The organism is Streptomyces sp. NPDC003943 (assembly GCF_053605265.1).
Genome location: NZ_JBSGIW010000027.1, coordinates 23,475 through 37,748, shown reverse-complemented (window position 1 = coordinate 37,748; position 14,274 = coordinate 23,475). Strand labels below are relative to the sequence as shown.

General features: G+C 71.4%; 18 protein-coding genes. 6 read left to right on the top strand and 12 right to left on the bottom strand.

From position 1 onward, the window contains the following. Positions 1 to 298: 298 nt before the first annotated feature. Entirely contained in the window at positions 299 to 1,921 is a 1,623-nt protein-coding gene (gene groL / locus ACWEV0_RS14210; protein WP_403799759.1) for a chaperonin GroEL, read from the top strand. A 105-nt stretch (positions 1,922 to 2,026) separates the two neighbouring features. Here the strand turns inward: groL and ACWEV0_RS14205 are convergent, their stop codons facing one another. Together ACWEV0_RS14205 and ACWEV0_RS14200 are read right to left on the bottom strand one after the other, a co-directional pair. Further along, entirely contained in the window at positions 2,027 to 3,703 is a 1,677-nt protein-coding gene (locus tag ACWEV0_RS14205) for a carboxypeptidase-like regulatory domain-containing protein (protein ID WP_453149494.1), read from the bottom strand. Further along, on the bottom strand, positions 3,693 to 5,375 hold the full coding sequence (locus ACWEV0_RS14200; protein ID WP_453149492.1) for a hypothetical protein: 1,683 nt from the start codon (positions 5,373 to 5,375) through the stop codon (positions 3,693 to 3,695). Before ACWEV0_RS14200 ends, ACWEV0_RS14205 begins: the two co-directional genes overlap by 11 nt. A 189-nt stretch (positions 5,376 to 5,564) precedes the next feature. Between ACWEV0_RS14200 and ACWEV0_RS14195 the strand changes: the two genes are divergently transcribed. After that, a complete protein-coding gene (locus ACWEV0_RS14195; RefSeq protein ID WP_453149490.1) occupies positions 5,565 to 6,047 on the top strand; it encodes an SRPBCC family protein in 483 nt (160 codons plus the stop codon). On the opposite strand, the gene ACWEV0_RS14190 is transcribed toward ACWEV0_RS14195, so the two are convergent. The 5 genes from ACWEV0_RS14190 to ACWEV0_RS14170 all read right to left on the bottom strand — a co-directional run bounded on the left by ACWEV0_RS14190 (position 6,035) and on the right by ACWEV0_RS14170 (position 9,310). Then, positions 6,035 to 6,643 (bottom strand): Uma2 family endonuclease, encoded by a 609-nt coding sequence (locus ACWEV0_RS14190; protein WP_453149489.1) that lies wholly within the window; start codon positions 6,641 to 6,643, stop codon positions 6,035 to 6,037. The two genes, ACWEV0_RS14195 and ACWEV0_RS14190, sit on opposite strands and share 13 nt — an antisense overlap. Before the next feature lie 56 nt (positions 6,644 to 6,699). Then, positions 6,700 to 7,515 carry a hypothetical protein gene (locus ACWEV0_RS14185; RefSeq protein ID WP_453149487.1) on the bottom strand — a complete coding sequence of 272 codons (816 nt, stop codon included), beginning with the start codon at positions 7,513 to 7,515 and terminating at the stop codon, positions 6,700 to 6,702. A gap of 244 nt (positions 7,516 to 7,759) precedes the next feature. Further along, on the bottom strand, positions 7,760 to 8,218 hold the full coding sequence (locus ACWEV0_RS14180) for a hypothetical protein (RefSeq protein WP_453149485.1): 459 nt from the start codon (positions 8,216 to 8,218) through the stop codon (positions 7,760 to 7,762). Next, on the bottom strand, positions 8,215 to 8,484 hold the full coding sequence (locus ACWEV0_RS14175) for a DUF397 domain-containing protein (RefSeq protein ID WP_453149483.1): 270 nt from the start codon (positions 8,482 to 8,484) through the stop codon (positions 8,215 to 8,217). Before ACWEV0_RS14175 ends, ACWEV0_RS14180 begins: the two co-directional genes overlap by 4 nt. After that, a complete protein-coding gene (locus ACWEV0_RS14170; RefSeq protein ID WP_453149481.1) occupies positions 8,465 to 9,310 on the bottom strand; it encodes a helix-turn-helix domain-containing protein in 846 nt (281 codons plus the stop codon). Before ACWEV0_RS14170 ends, ACWEV0_RS14175 begins: the two co-directional genes overlap by 20 nt. 116 nt (positions 9,311 to 9,426) lie before the next feature. Here ACWEV0_RS14170 and ACWEV0_RS14165 point away from each other — a divergent pair, with 116 nt between their 5' ends. After that, positions 9,427 to 9,651 (top strand): hypothetical protein, encoded by a 225-nt coding sequence (locus ACWEV0_RS14165; protein ID WP_453149479.1) that lies wholly within the window; start codon positions 9,427 to 9,429, stop codon positions 9,649 to 9,651. Beyond that, positions 9,648 to 9,935: a hypothetical protein gene (locus ACWEV0_RS14160; protein ID WP_453149561.1), complete on the top strand. Its 288-nt coding sequence runs from the start codon at positions 9,648 to 9,650 to the stop codon at positions 9,933 to 9,935. The genes ACWEV0_RS14165 and ACWEV0_RS14160 overlap by 4 nt, the downstream gene beginning before the upstream one ends. Positions 9,936 to 9,967: 32 nt before the next feature. Here ACWEV0_RS14160 and ACWEV0_RS14155 read toward each other — a convergent pair whose 3' ends face one another. Beyond that, complete coding sequence (locus tag ACWEV0_RS14155; protein WP_453149477.1) at positions 9,968 to 10,297, bottom strand: deoxyxylulose-5-phosphate synthase; 330 nt, start codon at positions 10,295 to 10,297, stop codon at positions 9,968 to 9,970. Between the two features lie 81 nt (positions 10,298 to 10,378). Here ACWEV0_RS14155 and ACWEV0_RS14150 point away from each other — a divergent pair, with 81 nt between their 5' ends. After that, positions 10,379 to 10,744 (top strand): VOC family protein, encoded by a 366-nt coding sequence (locus tag ACWEV0_RS14150; RefSeq protein ID WP_453149475.1) that lies wholly within the window; start codon positions 10,379 to 10,381, stop codon positions 10,742 to 10,744. On the opposite strand, the gene ACWEV0_RS14145 is transcribed toward ACWEV0_RS14150, so the two are convergent. Together ACWEV0_RS14145 and ACWEV0_RS14140 are read right to left on the bottom strand one after the other, a co-directional pair. After that, complete coding sequence (locus ACWEV0_RS14145; protein WP_453149473.1) at positions 10,692 to 11,459, bottom strand: class I SAM-dependent methyltransferase; 768 nt, start codon at positions 11,457 to 11,459, stop codon at positions 10,692 to 10,694. The two genes, ACWEV0_RS14150 and ACWEV0_RS14145, sit on opposite strands and share 53 nt — an antisense overlap. Positions 11,460 to 11,632: 173 nt before the next feature. Further along, a complete protein-coding gene (locus ACWEV0_RS14140) occupies positions 11,633 to 12,043 on the bottom strand; it encodes a hypothetical protein (protein WP_453149471.1) in 411 nt (136 codons plus the stop codon). A 56-nt stretch (positions 12,044 to 12,099) separates the two neighbouring features. On the opposite strand from ACWEV0_RS14140, the gene ACWEV0_RS14135 reads away from it, so the two are divergent. Next, a complete protein-coding gene (locus tag ACWEV0_RS14135) occupies positions 12,100 to 12,471 on the top strand; it encodes a MerR family transcriptional regulator (RefSeq protein WP_453149469.1) in 372 nt (123 codons plus the stop codon). Positions 12,472 to 12,518: 47 nt separating this feature from the next. Here the strand turns inward: ACWEV0_RS14135 and ACWEV0_RS14130 are convergent, their stop codons facing one another. Beyond that, positions 12,519 to 13,304: a transporter substrate-binding domain-containing protein gene (locus ACWEV0_RS14130; RefSeq protein ID WP_453149468.1), complete on the bottom strand. Its 786-nt coding sequence runs from the start codon at positions 13,302 to 13,304 to the stop codon at positions 12,519 to 12,521. Positions 13,305 to 13,313: 9 nt separating this feature from the next. Next, complete coding sequence (locus ACWEV0_RS14125; protein ID WP_453149466.1) at positions 13,314 to 14,249, bottom strand: aldo/keto reductase; 936 nt, start codon at positions 14,247 to 14,249, stop codon at positions 13,314 to 13,316. Positions 14,250 to 14,274: the final 25 nt, after the last annotated feature.

Here is a 14,274-nt window from a genome sequence, read left to right as displayed (position 1 = left end):
GGCCCCTCGCGCGTGCGCGGGCGCGTACGGGTTACGTGTACGGGTGCGCGTACGGGATCGGGAGCGCCGGTCGTGCGCCCGAGAGGTGGTCGATCCTCCGTAGTCGCTTGCACTCGCATGGGGCGAGTGCTAATCATTGGCGTTAGCACTCTCACGCTGAGAGTGCTTACGAGGATCGGGCAGACGAGGCCGCCGACCGCGTGGGGCAAGGAACCACGAGGACGCGCCGGCCGTCCGTCGCGGGCGTCGGCGCGGTCCTGGAGCGTTATCCACCCCATGTCCGGGAGGACCACTTCACATGGCCAAGATCATCGCGTTCGACGAGGAGGCCCGGCGCGGTCTCGAGCGCGGCATGAACCAGCTCGCTGACGCCGTCAAGGTCACCCTCGGCCCCAAGGGCCGCAACGTCGTCCTCGAGAAGAAGTGGGGCGCCCCCACGATCACCAACGATGGTGTCTCCATCGCCAAGGAGATCGAGCTCGAGGACCCGTACGAGAAGATCGGCGCCGAGCTGGTCAAGGAAGTCGCCAAGAAGACGGACGACGTCGCCGGCGACGGTACGACCACCGCCACCGTTCTCGCCCAGGCCCTGGTCCGTGAGGGCCTGCGCAACGTCGCCGCGGGTGCCAACCCGATGGCCCTCAAGCGCGGCATCGAGAAGGCCGTCGAGGCCGTCTCCGGTGCGCTGCTCGACCAGGCGAAGGAGGTCGAGACGAAGGAGCAGATCGCCTCCACCGCCTCCATCTCCGCCGCCGACACCCAGATCGGCGAGCTCATCGCCGAGGCCATGGACAAGGTCGGCAAGGAAGGCGTCATCACCGTCGAGGAGTCCCAGACCTTCGGTCTGGAGCTGGAGCTCACCGAGGGTATGCGCTTCGACAAGGGCTACATCTCGGCGTACTTCGCGACCGACATGGAGCGCATGGAGGCCGCGCTCGAGGACCCGTACATCCTCATCGTCAACTCCAAGATCTCCTCCGTGAAGGACCTGCTCCCGCTCCTGGAGAAGGTCATGCAGTCGGGCAAGCCGCTGCTGATCATCGCCGAGGACGTCGAGGGCGAGGCCCTGTCGACCCTGGTCGTCAACAAGATCCGCGGCACCTTCAAGTCCGTCGCGGTCAAGGCTCCGGGCTTCGGCGACCGTCGCAAGGCCATGCTGAACGACATCGCCATCCTCACCGGCGGCACGGTCATCTCCGAGGAGGTCGGCCTCAAGCTGGAGAACGCCGGTCTCGACCTCCTGGGCCGCGCCCGCAAGGTCGTCATCACCAAGGACGAGACGACCATCGTCGACGGTGCCGGTGACAGCGAGCAGGTCGCGGGCCGCGTGAACCAGATCCGCGCCGAGATCGAGAACTCCGACTCGGACTACGACCGCGAGAAGCTCCAGGAGCGCCTGGCGAAGCTCGCCGGTGGCGTCGCCGTCATCAAGGCCGGTGCCGCGACCGAGGTCGAGCTCAAGGAGCGCAAGCACCGCATCGAGGACGCCGTCCGCAACGCGAAGGCCGCCGTCGAGGAGGGCATCGTCGCCGGTGGTGGCGTGGCCCTGCTGCAGGCCTCCGCGGTCTTCGAGAAGCTGGAGCTGGACGGCGACGAGGCCACCGGTGCCAACATCGTCAAGCTGGCCCTGGAGGCCCCGCTGAAGCAGATCGCCGTCAACGGTGGTCTCGAGGGCGGCGTCATCGTCGAGAAGGTGCGCAACCTGCCCGTCGGCCACGGCCTGAACGCCGCGACCGGTGAGTACGTCGACATGATCGCCGAGGGCATCATCGACCCCGCCAAGGTGACCCGTTCCGCGCTGCAGAACGCGTCCTCCATCGCGGCCCTGTTCCTCACCACCGAGGCCGTCATCGCCGACAAGCCGGAGAAGGCCGCCGCGCCGGCCGGCGGCGGCATGCCGGGCGGTGACATGGACTTCTGATCCTGACGGATCGGACGTTCACGGCTTCATCGCTTCATCGCTGAACGCGACCGAGGGCGGCACCCCCACTGGGGGTGCCGCCCTCGGGCTTTGCCGGGCCGTCGGTCAGCGCACGTCGACGTAGTCGTTGTACGCGGCCGGCGCGTTGAAGTGCGTGCCGTCACCGCTGTGCCGGATGGTGTACGAACCGTCCACCGTCGCCGTCGTCCGGAAGGTCACGGCGCCGTTCGCCGCGGTGCGGCCGGTCGCCAGCTGCTTCCACGCCGTGGAGCCGCGCGCCTGGAACCACAGGGTCACGGGAGCGTTCCCGTATCCCTTCCACACGCCGCCGACCGCCTGCTGGAGCGTGCCGGTCACGGTCATGGCCGCGCCCTTGCGCACCGGTTCGGGGTTGGCGTTGACGCCGATGATCCGGGTGGCGGTGCGGGTGACGTAGAACGGCTTGCTGACGGAGTCCGCGTAGTAGTCCGACTCCAGGTGGTGCAGCCGGAACCAGCCGCCCCGGGTCCACACGGCGACGCCGAACGCCACGCGCGGGCTGGAGTAGTAGTTCGTCGAGCCGATCCTGCGCCAGCCGGTCCGCCCGTCCGGGGACCACTCCAGATCGGTGGTCTGCTGGGACGAGGTGCCGTTCCACCACTCGTACGGGGAGCGGAGCTCGCCGTACACCGAGAGCCTGGCGTCGGCGCCGAGCCGGTAGCCGAGGACGGTGGTGCGCGAGTCCTGCGGCAGCGCGAGCGGGCCGTGCGGGTAGCCGAAGCCCTGGAACGGGGTGGCCGGCTCGATCGACCAGCCCTCGCCGTTCCGGGTGGGCGCGGCGACGAGCCGCACGGAGAAGCGGCCGTCGGCGTCGGTGTTCACGGTCCTGGGCAGACCGCCGCCGAGGCGCGCCTTGATCGGCTCGTTCGGGATCGGGGCGCCGTTCGCCGCCGGGTCGGTGAGCCGGCCGCTGATCGTGACGGTCTGGCCGCTCGCCGCGCGCGCCCGGTCGGCGGCGGCGGTGAGCGTCATCGGCTTGGCCGACGCCTGACCGGAGGTCCACTGGTTGGTGCTGCCGTGGACGGTGGCGCTGTTCTCGCTGTAGGTGGCGTAGAGCCACGCGTAGCTGCCGGTCGCCGGGATCGGCTCGCCCGCGAAGTTGCCCTCGGCGTCGGAGACGGCGCTGCCGGCCGGCTCGCCGTCCGGGCCGCCCTGCTGGTACGAGACGGTGCGGCCGGACAGCGGCACCTCGTCGCCGGAGCCGGGCTGGATGCCGTACACCTTGCCCTGCGGCCGCCAGTTGGGGTCCTCCCAGGTGGCGGACTTGATCGTGAACGGCCAGAGCACCGGGCGCAGCGTGAAGTCGAGCGTGCCCGCGTTCGGCCGGGTGACGGCGTGGCCGAGCGAGTCGGTGGCGGTCACGTCGATCGTGTACGTGCCGAGGTCCGGGATGGTGCCGCCGTCCTCGGTGAGCTTGAGCGTGGCCTCGTCGGGGACGACGAAGCTGCCCGGGCTCTGCGGGTTCGGGACCAGCTTCGGGATGTCGGCGAGGACGGTGTCGCCCTGCCGGACCTTGGCGGACACCTCGGTGACGGTGGCCTGCGGCGCGTCCGTCCAGGCCGTCACGCGGAAGCTGCCGCGCTGGGCGTCGTTGGTGACGGCGCGGCCGATGCCGACGGTGGGCGCCGGGGCCGGGTCCTCGGCGAGGGCCGGAGTCGCGGCGGCGCCGAGCGCGAGCGCCGTGACGAGCGAGACGGCGGAGATCCGGCGGAGCTCGGAGCGCCGGCGGAGGTCAGAGCGCATCAACGTAGATGTCCTTCGACTCGCTGTAGAAGAAGCCGGCCTTGGACTGCAGGTACAGGCCCCAGGTGCCGTCGCCGTAGTTGGTGGTGCTGAAGCTGAAGTTGCCGTACGTGTTCGTCGGGACGTCCTTCTTCACCCAGTACCACTGCCGGTCGCCCTTGGGCTTGTAGACCAGCGTCACGCGCGCGCCGGGCAGCGCCTTCCACACGCCGTTGACCCTCTGCTGCACCGTGCCCTTGACGGTCATCTTGCCGTTGGTGCGCGGCCGGCTCGGGCTGATGACGAAGTTGATGATCCGGGTGGGCGTGCGGGCCAGGCGGACGTTGGTGCTCGGCTTGGCGACGAAGCGGTCCGACTCGGCGTGCCAGACGCGGTAGAGGGCGTTGGTGTAGCCCCAGGTCGAGATGGTGTACGAGCACCAGTCGGAGGCGAAGGCGCCCTTGAGGACGGTCCAGGTGCGCCCGTTGTCGAGCGAGGCCTGGAGCGTGAGCCAGTCGCCGCGCGCGCCGCAGCTGACGGTGCCGTTGCCGAGGCTGCCGGTGGCGGTGACCTTGCCGAACTCGTCGAGCGTCGTGCGGGCGTTGGTGAACGCGAACTGCTGCGGGACCGCGATGGCGGCCTTGTCGTACGTCCGGCCGGCGCCCTCGCCGAAGTACACGGAGGGACGCAGGCTGGTGTAGACGCCGGTGGTCGAGTAGCGGGGCCGGACCGGGTACGAGAAGGAGCCGTCGGCCGCCGTCGTGCCGGAGCCGATCGCGTCGACCAGGCTGGTGTCCCAGCTGTGCGGCTCGGTGCCGGTGGAGACCACCGGGGCGCCGCCGAAGCTCTGCCAGCCGTCGGCCGTCAGGCGCTCGGCGCGGCCGGTGACCTGGACGTCGGTGCCCGCGTTGACGCGGTACTTCGCGAGGTCCGAGGTGATCCGGTAGGTCAGCCGCTCCACGCCGACGGCGGGCAGCTTGCGGGCGTCGTCCGGGTCGACGTCGGGCGTGGCGGGCTGGACCTCGGCCCTGCCGCCGGAGATCTCGGCGTCCGGGGTGTACGGGAGCGAGAAGGTGCCGTCGGCGGCGGTGGTGGCCGTGGCGGTGGCGGTCCTCGCCTGGGCGAAGGCGTCCTTCAGGTCGAACGTGACCTTCACCGTGGTGCCGGCGGCGGCCGGGGTGCGCTCACCGGTCGCCGGGTTCCAGGTGGTGGCCGTGCCGGAGAGGACGACGTCGCGCTGGTCGTAGCTGGTGGTCGTGCGGTCGAAGGCGACCTTGGTGACACCGGTGTGCAGCTTGTAGCCGTACGAGCCGCCGGTCCAGTGCTCGACGACGCCGTTCGGCAGCCGGTAGTCGACGGCGACCGGGTAGTCGCCGAGGGCGGTGCCCTCGGGGAGCCTGACCGTCTCGTCGGTGGTCCAGGTGTCGTAGCCGGAGGCGGAGAGCGCGTCGGTCGACGCGAGCACGGCGGCGTCCGGGGCGGTGGAGGCGAGCACGCTCACCTTCACCCAGAGCGCGTTGACGGGCAGGCCGCGCAGGGCCAGCCGGCCGTCGTCGAGCGTGGTGGTGCTGCTGACGGTGACCGCGTACGCGGTCGGCGCCGCGACGACGGCGGGCAGGGCGACGCCCGCCGACAGCGCGAATACGGTTGCCGCGCGCACGAGGGCGCGCGGCAGCGTGCGCGTAGAGCGCATGAAAGGGACCCCCCACAGGTCATAAAGGGGCGGCGCGCGTGGTCGGTGCTGAGGTGGCGCCGCGTCGTAGGCACGATAGCGCTTGATCGTTGAACGTGTTCACTGGATTGCCGGGCGCGCGGTGGGCGGCCGTCGGGGCGATCCTGGTGGGAGGGGTGTGGTGGCCGAGGCGGGAGGCGAAAGAACGTCATGATCACGCTGCTGACCACTCCTGCGGACCGCGAGCTGGTCATCACCCGCACCTTCGACGCCCCCGTCGGGCGCGTCTGGGAGGCGTGGACGCGTCCCGAGCACGTACGCCAGTGGTACGGCGTCGCCGCGATGACCATGTCGGTCTGCGACATCGACCTGCGCCCGGGCGGCGCCTGGCGCTGGGGCCAGCGCACCCCCGACGGCCAGGAGATCGTCTTCTCCGGCAGGTACGAGGAGGTCGTCCCGACCGAGCGCCTCGTCTACACCGAGCTCTTCGAGCAGATGCCGGACGCCGCGCCGGTCCGCGTCACCCTCACCTTCGACGCCACCCCCACCGGCGGCACCGCCCTGACCAGCACCTCCTTCTGGCCGTCGTCGGAGGTCCGGGACCAGGCGCTGGCGGCGGGGATGGAGGCGGGTGTGCGGGAGCAGTACGACAGGCTGGCGGAGTACTTGAGGGCGATGGCTCAGGAGACGTAGTCCTTGAGCTTGTCGGTGTCGAGGGTGATGTCGACGGGGGCGGGGAGGGGGACGGCGGTGCCGAAGGGGTAGGACTCCTCGGCGCGGTAGGCGCCGCGTTCGGGCTCGGTGAAGACGTGGAGCGTGGTCGTCTCGCGGTCGACGAGGAGGTAGACGGGGATGCCGGAGGCGGCGTAGCCGTCGCGCTTGTCGACAAGGTCGCGGTTCCGGGCCTCGGCGCCGGGAGGCGTGACCTCGACGACCATGAGCACGCCTTCGGGGTCGCCCCACATGTCCGGGCTCGCGACGAAGTGGTCGAGCGGCGCGAGCGCGCCGTCCGCGATGGCCCTGCCGTTGCGGTAGGTGTCCACCTTCAGCTCCTGCTCCGGGTAGAACATGAGCTCGGGCCGCTGTTGCATGCAGACGCGCAACAGCCACATGACGATGGCCTTGTGGAGTTGGTCCGGCAACGGCTTGACCTTCAGCTTCCCCTTGATGAGTTCGAGCTTGACGCCGTCGGGCGCGACCCCGGCGAGCTCCTCGAAGTCCTCGACGGACATGTCCGGGCGGTTGTCAGCGGGTGCGTCAGTGGGCGCATCGGCAGGGCTGGGGGTCATGGCGTCGCCTCCTTCCCTCCATCGTGCCCCGCAGTGAGGTCGGACGAGCTGAACCGTCATGTGCGGGTCTCCTTCATCTCCTGGCGGATGGCGGCGACCCTGGCGCGGACGTCGGCCTCGGGCAGGTAGGCGCTCTGGGGCGCGGCGGGCGTGCCGCGGCAGGGGGCGCAGTGGCCGTCGACGAGGGAGTCGGTGTAGTCGGGGGCGCCGCACTCGGCGCATTCGAGCATGCGGCGGGGGATCTGGTCGCGGCGGATCGGCTCCGGCGGGAGCTTGTCGGTCAGCCGGCGCCGGGCGAGCGCGGCCGGGTGGTGGACGGGCGTCGGCAGGCCGCTGAGCAGCGCGTGTACGACGTCGTCCGCCTCGGCGTCGCGGGCGAACCACTCCTCGACGAGCGGCGCGAGGGACTGGCAGTCGGCGTGCGAGAGGGACATGGCGGAGTTCGTGCGCCCGAGCGCGGCGAGCAGGATGTACGCCCGCGACCGCGTCGTACGTTTCGGCTCGCGCGGTACGTCCCCGCGCCGGTACGCCGCCCACCAGACGTGGTCACGAGCCGTACGGGTGAACCACGTTCGGGTGATCCAGCGCCCGTCCAGGCACTCGCGTCCGCGCCGCAGATGCCCGGCCCGCTGGATGCGGTTGAGCGCGGTGCGCAGCGCGCACTGCCCGTACGGCAGGTGCTTGGCCAGCGTCTTCACCGAGATGTCGCTGCCGTCGGGCAGCCGGTCGATGTACGCGGCGATGGCCGCCTCGCGCGGCGGCAGGTGCGCGAAGTCGGCGGCGGCGCGAGGGTGTTCGTACCCGGTGGAGCGCTTGCCGTAGCCGGGGTTGGCGAGGGGATGGCGGGGAGCACTAAGCTCGGCATCAACCATGGTCGAGGGCCTAACTCGATTCGGTGGTGAGACCCCCTCCAGGTGTTGGCGCACCTGCTGGGGGTCGTTTGCGTTATGCACGACTATCGGACGCCACCGTAGAGGCATATGACGCTGCGTGGCAAGTCGGTCGCGAAGCGTCAACTCGCAGGGTGGGTGGGCGGGTTCATCCAGACCCGATCCCCTTCCGAAGTAACAGGGCCCGAATCTCGGTACTTGAGCTTCGGGCCGGTAGCCCGGGCCGTCAGCAGGGCCCCTCGCTGACGGAGGTGTGGAGCAGCCGCTGCGCGTAGACCTCGCTGACGGGATCCTTCTCGATCAGCGTCGCCGTGACCCGCATGCAGAACTTCGCCTCGGTGTCGGCGGTGCCGATCTCGTACCGGCCGTCCCCCTCCTCGCGGACGTCGACCCCCCGGCCAGGGCCCGTGCCGCTCTTCTCGATCGCGTCCTGGATCTGACCGCTGATGGAGAAGTGCCGGTACGGGTCGTGAATGCCGCCGTCGAGGGTGCGGTTCGCCTTGTGTACGGCGTCACGCAGCTCGCCCTCGCTCCACGTCGACTCGAACTCGTGGATGATCAGGGCGCCGAGCGCGACGACGAGCGTGAGGGCGATGAGTGCGAGACCAACCGGGTTGTTGGGGTTGTACACGTACCGGTTGGTCCCCCACTTGCTCCGTATGAAGACGGGCTCGTCGTCGCTCAACGAGCCGTCCTCACCTCCGTGATGAACTCGCTCCAGGCGGCGGCCCGGAACACGAGCTTCGGGCCGTCGGGGTTCTTGGAGTCGCGGACGGGGACGATGCCGGGATGGTCGTCGGAGACTTCGAGGCAGTTGCTGCCGTCGCCGGCGCTGTACGAGGACTTGCGCCAGGTGGCGACCTCGACGCAGTCGCTGCCGTCACCCGCGCTGTGGCTCGACTTGAACCACGTTGCCGTCGTCAGGTCGTACTCAAGAGCCGTGATCTTCATGGGCGTAATCCTCCATCGCGGACTCCATCAAGGCCAGAGACTCGCGCGGAGGCAACGCCGCAGCCGTGATGAGATCGCAGGTGAGCGTGTGGCGCGCGACGGTGGCCGGGTCGTCTTCCAGGCGGCCCGAGCCGAGACCTTGCAGGTACGCCAGCGGTGGGGCGTCCTCGAAGGTCATCAACTTGAGCGGGCCGCCCAGTGACGCGTGTGCACCTGCCGAGAACGGGAGCACCTGCGCGATCAGGCGATTGTTGCGCGCGAGCGTCGCCACGTGGCGGAGTGCCTCTGCCATCACTTGCGCTCCTCCCACCTTCTGCCGCAGCGCCGCTTCGCCGAGCACCACCCACAACAGCGGGCTTGTTGGCTTGTCCAGCAGGCGACCACGTGCGATTCGCGCCTCCACGAACTCGTCACTGTCCGCCTCGGAGGCCGTCGGCCGGTAGGCACGGAAAAGTGCCCTGGCGTACGCAGGTGTTTGGATCAACCCCGGGATCAGCAGAGGTTCGAACTCCTTGATCGCCGTCGCCTCGGCTTCCGCCTCCGCCGCCTCCGCGAAGTGGTCCGGGTACTTCGACTTGTTCGCCGCCTTGCAGTTGCGCTCGAAGAAGCCGTTCGTGCCCAGCACCTCGTCCAGTTGGACCGCCATCTCCGGGCGGATGCGGCGCGTGCCCGCCTCCATCTGGCCCACGTACGACCCGCTCACGAAGACCTGCTCGCCGAGGGCCTCCTGGCTCATGGCCCTGCTCTCTCTCGCGTGGCGGAGCTCCGCGCCGATTATCGCCCTGGGAGACATCGACGGTTCCTTGTTCTTTCCGGCGTCAGCCATATCAACTCCCGCTTGGGCATCTGGGGTTGTTGGGGCGAAGTCACTGTTCCCCAGCATGCCTCCGGCCGACACTCTCCGTAAGGGAAATCGATACACAGAGTGGAAAGGCCGTTATCATGACCCCCTCGCCCGTTCAGCCCGTCCAGGACGTCGTCGCCCAGCTCAAGGCGGGGCTCGCCGCCCACGGCATCACGCTCCCCTCCCTCGGAGTGGACCCCGTCACCCTCGCCGCGTCCGGCGGCGGCTTCACCCACCCCCTCGTCGAGCTCGGGCGCTGCAACCTCGACACCGCGCAGCGGCTCGTCGTCGCGCTCGCGTGCACGCGGGAGGACGGCCGGTGAAGGAGGGGGGCTACGTCATCGACACCCGCGACGGGCGGATCGGCCAGGTCATGGGGCGGGAAGGGCCCTGTCTCCAGCTGCGGCCGCCAGGCGGCGGGCGGGAGTGGGACTGCCCGCCCGAGGCGCTGGCGCCCGCGCCGCCGGGCGAGGTGCTGCGGGCGCGCGTACGGGCGCTCAACCGGGAGACGCTTGCCGCTGCCTCTGGGGCAGGGCTGAGGCCGGCCGGCATGAACAGCGAGGGCGACGGCGACGGCGAGGGGAGCCCGCCGGCCTCACGCGGCTGAGCCCCCAGACGCCGAGGGCGCGGCGCGGCCCGTCAGGGCAGGTCGTAGCGGAGGAGGGCGCGCGCGACCGGCTCGCCGGTGCGGCGGGCGTACGCGGTGCGCTCCTTGACCTCACGAAGGGTGCGGGGCCGCCAGCCGGGCCCGCCGCAGCAGCTCTTGTGGAACGCGATCCCCGCGTTCAGGACGACGGACAGCGACCGCCAGGCGTTCTTGTCGCCTCGTCGGGGCGGCGCGAACGCCGACCCCGCGTGGATCATCACCCGCGCGCACCGCGGACAGCGCCGCTCCCGCCAGGCGTCGTAGGGCTGCTTGTACGAGGCCCGGCACGGCAGACACACGTACGAGGTCTTCGCGTGGCTCATGGGGGCAGGCTAGGTCCGGGGACGGGTGCGCGGCGACGGAATTCTCGGCGGGGCGCAGGCGGCATTCCTAGGCTGGGGCCCATGGAGCTCTCCGCGATCACCCTCGACTGCGCCGACCCGCTCGCGCTCGCCGACTTCTACCACCGGGCCACCGGCCTGCCCCCGCACCCCGCCAACCACGCCGACTTCGCCGGCCTCCAGCGCGAGGGCGACCTCCTCCTCGGCTTCCAGCGCGTCGACGACTACCGCCCGCCGCGCTGGCCAGGCCAGGACGCGCCGCAACAGGCCCACCTCGACTTCGACGTCGACGACCTCGCGGAGACCGAGGCCCGACTGCTGGCCCTGGGCGCCACGCGCCCGGAGCCGCAGCCGGACCCCGACCGTTTCCTGGTGCTCATCGACCCGGCAGGACACCCGTTCTGTCTGTGTCCGCGGCGGGCGGGCTGACGAACAGGCCCGTCCAGAGGAAGGGTTCGCCGAAGCTCGGGGAGTCGGACGGTTCGTCGTGCATGCGGCGGAGGGTGAGTTCCCCGAAGCCGGCCGTCTCGGTGAAGAGGGTCCTCAGGGCCTCGGCGGTGTAGGCGAGGCCGCCGTGGAGGGAGCGGTCGCGGTAGAAGGCGGGGTCGGGGAGTTCGGAGCCCATGCCGCCTGGGCCGGCGGCGAAGCAGGTGAGGGCGAAGTGGGCGCCGGGGGCGAGGTGGCGGGTGAGGAAGGCGAGGTAGGTGGGGCGGCGGTGGGGCGGGAGGTGGTGGAAGCAGCCGGAGTCGTAGATCAGGTCGTACGGGCCGCGGTCGCCGATCGCGTCGAGGGTGAAGGCGTCGCCGTGCAGGTAGCGGACGCGGGTGTCCCCGGTGCGTTCTCTCGCCCACTCCAGCGCGTCGGCGGACAGGTCCACCGCGTCGACCTCGTAGCCGCGGGCGGCGAGCAGGCGCGCGTTGCGGCCGTGGCCGCAGCCGAGGTCGAGGGCGCGGGCGCCGCTGCGGCCGCCGGGGAGCAGGCCGCTGTCGAGGTGATCGACGAGGTTCTCGTCCGGCTTGTCGACGAAGAACGGCACCGGGCGGGAGCGGTCGCCGTAGAAGCCCTGCCACTTGTCGGCGTCGGCGGCGAACAGGCCGTCCAGAAGCCGGAGTACGTCCTCGGAGGTGCGGGTGGTGCGGTCCACTGCGGATCCCCTTCCGTGTCAGGGAAACGCTACGGGAGTTGAGGGCAAAAGCCCAGGTCAGAGGTGGTGTGACGAGGCTCTGCGCGGGGGCTGGCGGGGCTCCGGGGGAGGGGGTGGCCGCCCCGGTCCCGGGGGTGCGGGGCAGGGGCGGGAAGGCGGCACGGAGCGGCGCCTCAGGGCCTTTCCGGAAGGAGGCCGGGCACCATTCTCCAGGTGTTCCGGCGGGCCCACGGGCCGAGTTGGGCGACGCCCCACGCCACCTCGACGGTCAGGAACAGCCACACCACCGAGGCCGCCCCGTGCGCCAGCGCGTACGCCTGCCAGCTCGCGAACAGTGCGCGCGCGACCCCGTCGAGCAGGCCGTACAGCGGGAGCGGCCGCAGGACGCGCAGGAGGGACCAGACCAGCACCACGGAGCCCATCAGGTTCGCGTACAGGACCGTCAGCCGGTCGACGGGGTCGCCCAGCGCCAGGGCGTCGTGCACCAGCCGGTACGTCCAGGGGGTCGCGAAGCCGGCCGTGACGACGATGTCGTACCAGGCGCCGGCGCGCACGATCCGTGCGTAGGAGGAAGAAAGGACCATGCCGGCGACGCTAAACAGTGGACCGCACTCCAAGGTCAAGTCCCCTGAGGAGACGCATGCTCATCGGCGAACTCGCCGCCGCCACCGGCCTGGCCCGCGACACCATCCGCTTCTACGAGAAGCGCGGCCTCGTCACCGGAGAGCGGCGCCCCAACGGCTACCGTGACTTCCCGCCCGAGACCGTGCCCTGGCTCCAGTACGTGCGCACGGCCCAGGCCCTCGGCTTCTCCCTCGCCGAGATCGCCCGCATCGGTGAGGAGCTGCGGGACGCGCCCGACAGCGCGCAGCGGCTCTCCGCGCTGTTCGCGGAGAAGCTGCGGCTGGTCGACGCCCGGATGGCCGAACTGGCCGTGCTGCGCGCGGAGCTGGCGGCCAGGGTGGAGGCGAACTGTCCGCTGCGGCGGTTCGGCGCCGAGCAGGACGACTGACCCGTGGCCGGCGCCGTCGCCGCGGACCCCGCCCCCACCGGTCCGGCTCAGGCCGGCAGGTCCGCCGGGCGCGCCACCAGCTTCGGGTCCTGGCCCGCCCGGCGCAGCGACTCCGCCACGAAACCGTTCGCCTTCAGCTCCTCCACCGTCGCCCGCAGGAACGCCACCGTCTCCGCCGAGCGCCCGACCGTCGTCCCGACCGCCTGGCGGATCTCCATGAACCGCTCGTCGAGCAGCCGCACCTCCGGGTGCGCCGCCGCGTACGCCGCCATCGGCTGCCGGATCCCCGCGCCCGCCTCCAGCTTCCGCTCCGCGAAGGTGTCGACGCCCTCCTCGCCCCGTACGAGCTCCGCGTGCCGCAGGGTGCGGGTGAGGAAGAGGTCGTACGCCGAGCCCGCCTTCACCCCGATCCGCACGCCCGGCGCGTCCACGTCCGCCGGCGTGCGGAGCGCGGAGTCGCGCGGGACGGCGTACACGCCCTCGATGACGACGTACGGCGCCGTGAACGCCACCTCCGCCTCGCGGGCCGGCTCGACCGCGAGGAAGCACAGGTCGGCCTCGCCCGACGCCATCGCCTCGTACGACTTGCGCGCCGCGTCGAAGCAGAGCAGCTCCACGGGCAGGCCGAGGCGCGCGCCGATCTCGCGCGCCAGGTCCACCGTGATGCCGGACGGGGCATCCGGGGTGCCCTGGGCGAGGACCGGGTTGCCCAGGTTGATGGAGGCGCGCAGGGTCCCGGTGGGGGCGAGGTCGGCGGCGATGCCGCTGGTCGCGGCATCGGTCGTGGCGTCGGTGGCTGCGTCGGTCGTGGTGTCGGTCGTGGCGTCGGTCATGGTCGGAGTCTAGGCAGCGGCCCGCCGGTGCGCGGCGTCGAGCAGGGCCAGCTCGTCGGCGGTCAGCGCGATCGAGCCCGCTGCCACGTTGGCCGCGAGGTGGGCGGGGTCGCCCGTGCCCGGGATGGCGAGGAGGTGGGGGCCCTGGTGGAGGGTCCAGGCGAGGCGGATCTGCGCCGGGCTCGCGTCGTGCGCGCGGGCGACGGTCAGGATCTCCTCGGGCTCGGCGGCCGTGGCTCCGTTCTCCCGTCCGGCCGCGGCGATCGCGTAGAAGGGGACGAACGCGATGCCCTGCTCGCCGCAGTCGCGCACGAAGTCGGCGTACTCCGGGCGGACCCCGATCCCGTACATGTTCTGCACGCAGACGACGGGCGCGATCCGCAGCGCCTCCTCCAGGTGCGCCGGGACGATGTTGGAGAGGCCGAGGTGGCGGATGAGGCCGGCCTCGCGGAGTTCGGCGAGCGCGCCGAAGCGCTCGGCGATCGAATCGGTGCCGAGGACCCGGAGGTTGACGACGTCCAGGTGGTCGCGGCCGAGCTGGCGCAGGTTCTCCTCGACCTGGGCGCGCAGCGCCCGCGGGGTGCGGGCGTGCTCGGCCCAGGCGCCGGAGGCGTCACGGGCGGGGCCGACCTTGGTGGTGATGACGAGGCCGTCGGGGTAGCGGCCGGCGGGGGAGGCGAGGGCGCTGTTGATGAGCTCGTTGGCGGAGCGGAGGGAGGAGAAGTAGAAGGCGGCGGTGTCGAGGTGGTTGACGCCCAGCTCGACCGCCTTGCGCAGCACGGTGATCGCCTGGTCGCGGTCCCTCGGGACGGCGTGCTCGACGAGCGCTTCGCCGGTCTGCGGCAGGCGCATCGTGCCGAAGCCGACACGGTTGACGGTGAGGTCGCCGAGGGTCCAGGTGCCGGCGGCGGAGGCGTGAGGGTGCGTCTGGGTGGTGGTTGGCATCCCGGGATGATCTCCCGGAGGGGCG

Bases quoted from the DNA above. Each gene is read 5' to 3' on its own strand.
- groL (WP_403799759.1), top strand. From the start codon at position 299: ATGGCCAAGATCATCGCGTTCGACGAGGAGGCCCGGCGCGGTCTCGAG.
- ACWEV0_RS14205 (WP_453149494.1), bottom strand. From the start codon at position 3,703: ATGCGCTCTGACCTCCGCCGGCGCTCCGAGCTCCGCCGGATCTCCGCC.
- ACWEV0_RS14200 (WP_453149492.1), bottom strand. From the start codon at position 5,375: ATGCGCTCTACGCGCACGCTGCCGCGCGCCCTCGTGCGCGCGGCAACC.
- ACWEV0_RS14195 (WP_453149490.1), top strand. From the start codon at position 5,565: ATGATCACGCTGCTGACCACTCCTGCGGACCGCGAGCTGGTCATCACC.
- ACWEV0_RS14190 (WP_453149489.1), bottom strand. From the start codon at position 6,643: ATGACCCCCAGCCCTGCCGATGCGCCCACTGACGCACCCGCTGACAAC.
- ACWEV0_RS14185 (WP_453149487.1), bottom strand. From the start codon at position 7,515: ATGGTTGATGCCGAGCTTAGTGCTCCCCGCCATCCCCTCGCCAACCCC.
- ACWEV0_RS14175 (WP_453149483.1), bottom strand. From the start codon at position 8,484: ATGAAGATCACGGCTCTTGAGTACGACCTGACGACGGCAACGTGGTTC.
- ACWEV0_RS14170 (WP_453149481.1), bottom strand. From the start codon at position 9,310: ATGGCTGACGCCGGAAAGAACAAGGAACCGTCGATGTCTCCCAGGGCG.
- ACWEV0_RS14165 (WP_453149479.1), top strand. From the start codon at position 9,427: ATGACCCCCTCGCCCGTTCAGCCCGTCCAGGACGTCGTCGCCCAGCTC.
- ACWEV0_RS14155 (WP_453149477.1), bottom strand. From the start codon at position 10,297: ATGAGCCACGCGAAGACCTCGTACGTGTGTCTGCCGTGCCGGGCCTCG.
- ACWEV0_RS14150 (WP_453149475.1), top strand. From the start codon at position 10,379: ATGGAGCTCTCCGCGATCACCCTCGACTGCGCCGACCCGCTCGCGCTC.
- ACWEV0_RS14140 (WP_453149471.1), bottom strand. From the start codon at position 12,043: ATGGTCCTTTCTTCCTCCTACGCACGGATCGTGCGCGCCGGCGCCTGG.
- ACWEV0_RS14135 (WP_453149469.1), top strand. From the start codon at position 12,100: ATGCTCATCGGCGAACTCGCCGCCGCCACCGGCCTGGCCCGCGACACC.
- ACWEV0_RS14130 (WP_453149468.1), bottom strand. From the start codon at position 13,304: ATGACCGACGCCACGACCGACACCACGACCGACGCAGCCACCGACGCC.
- ACWEV0_RS14125 (WP_453149466.1), bottom strand. From the start codon at position 14,249: ATGCCAACCACCACCCAGACGCACCCTCACGCCTCCGCCGCCGGCACC.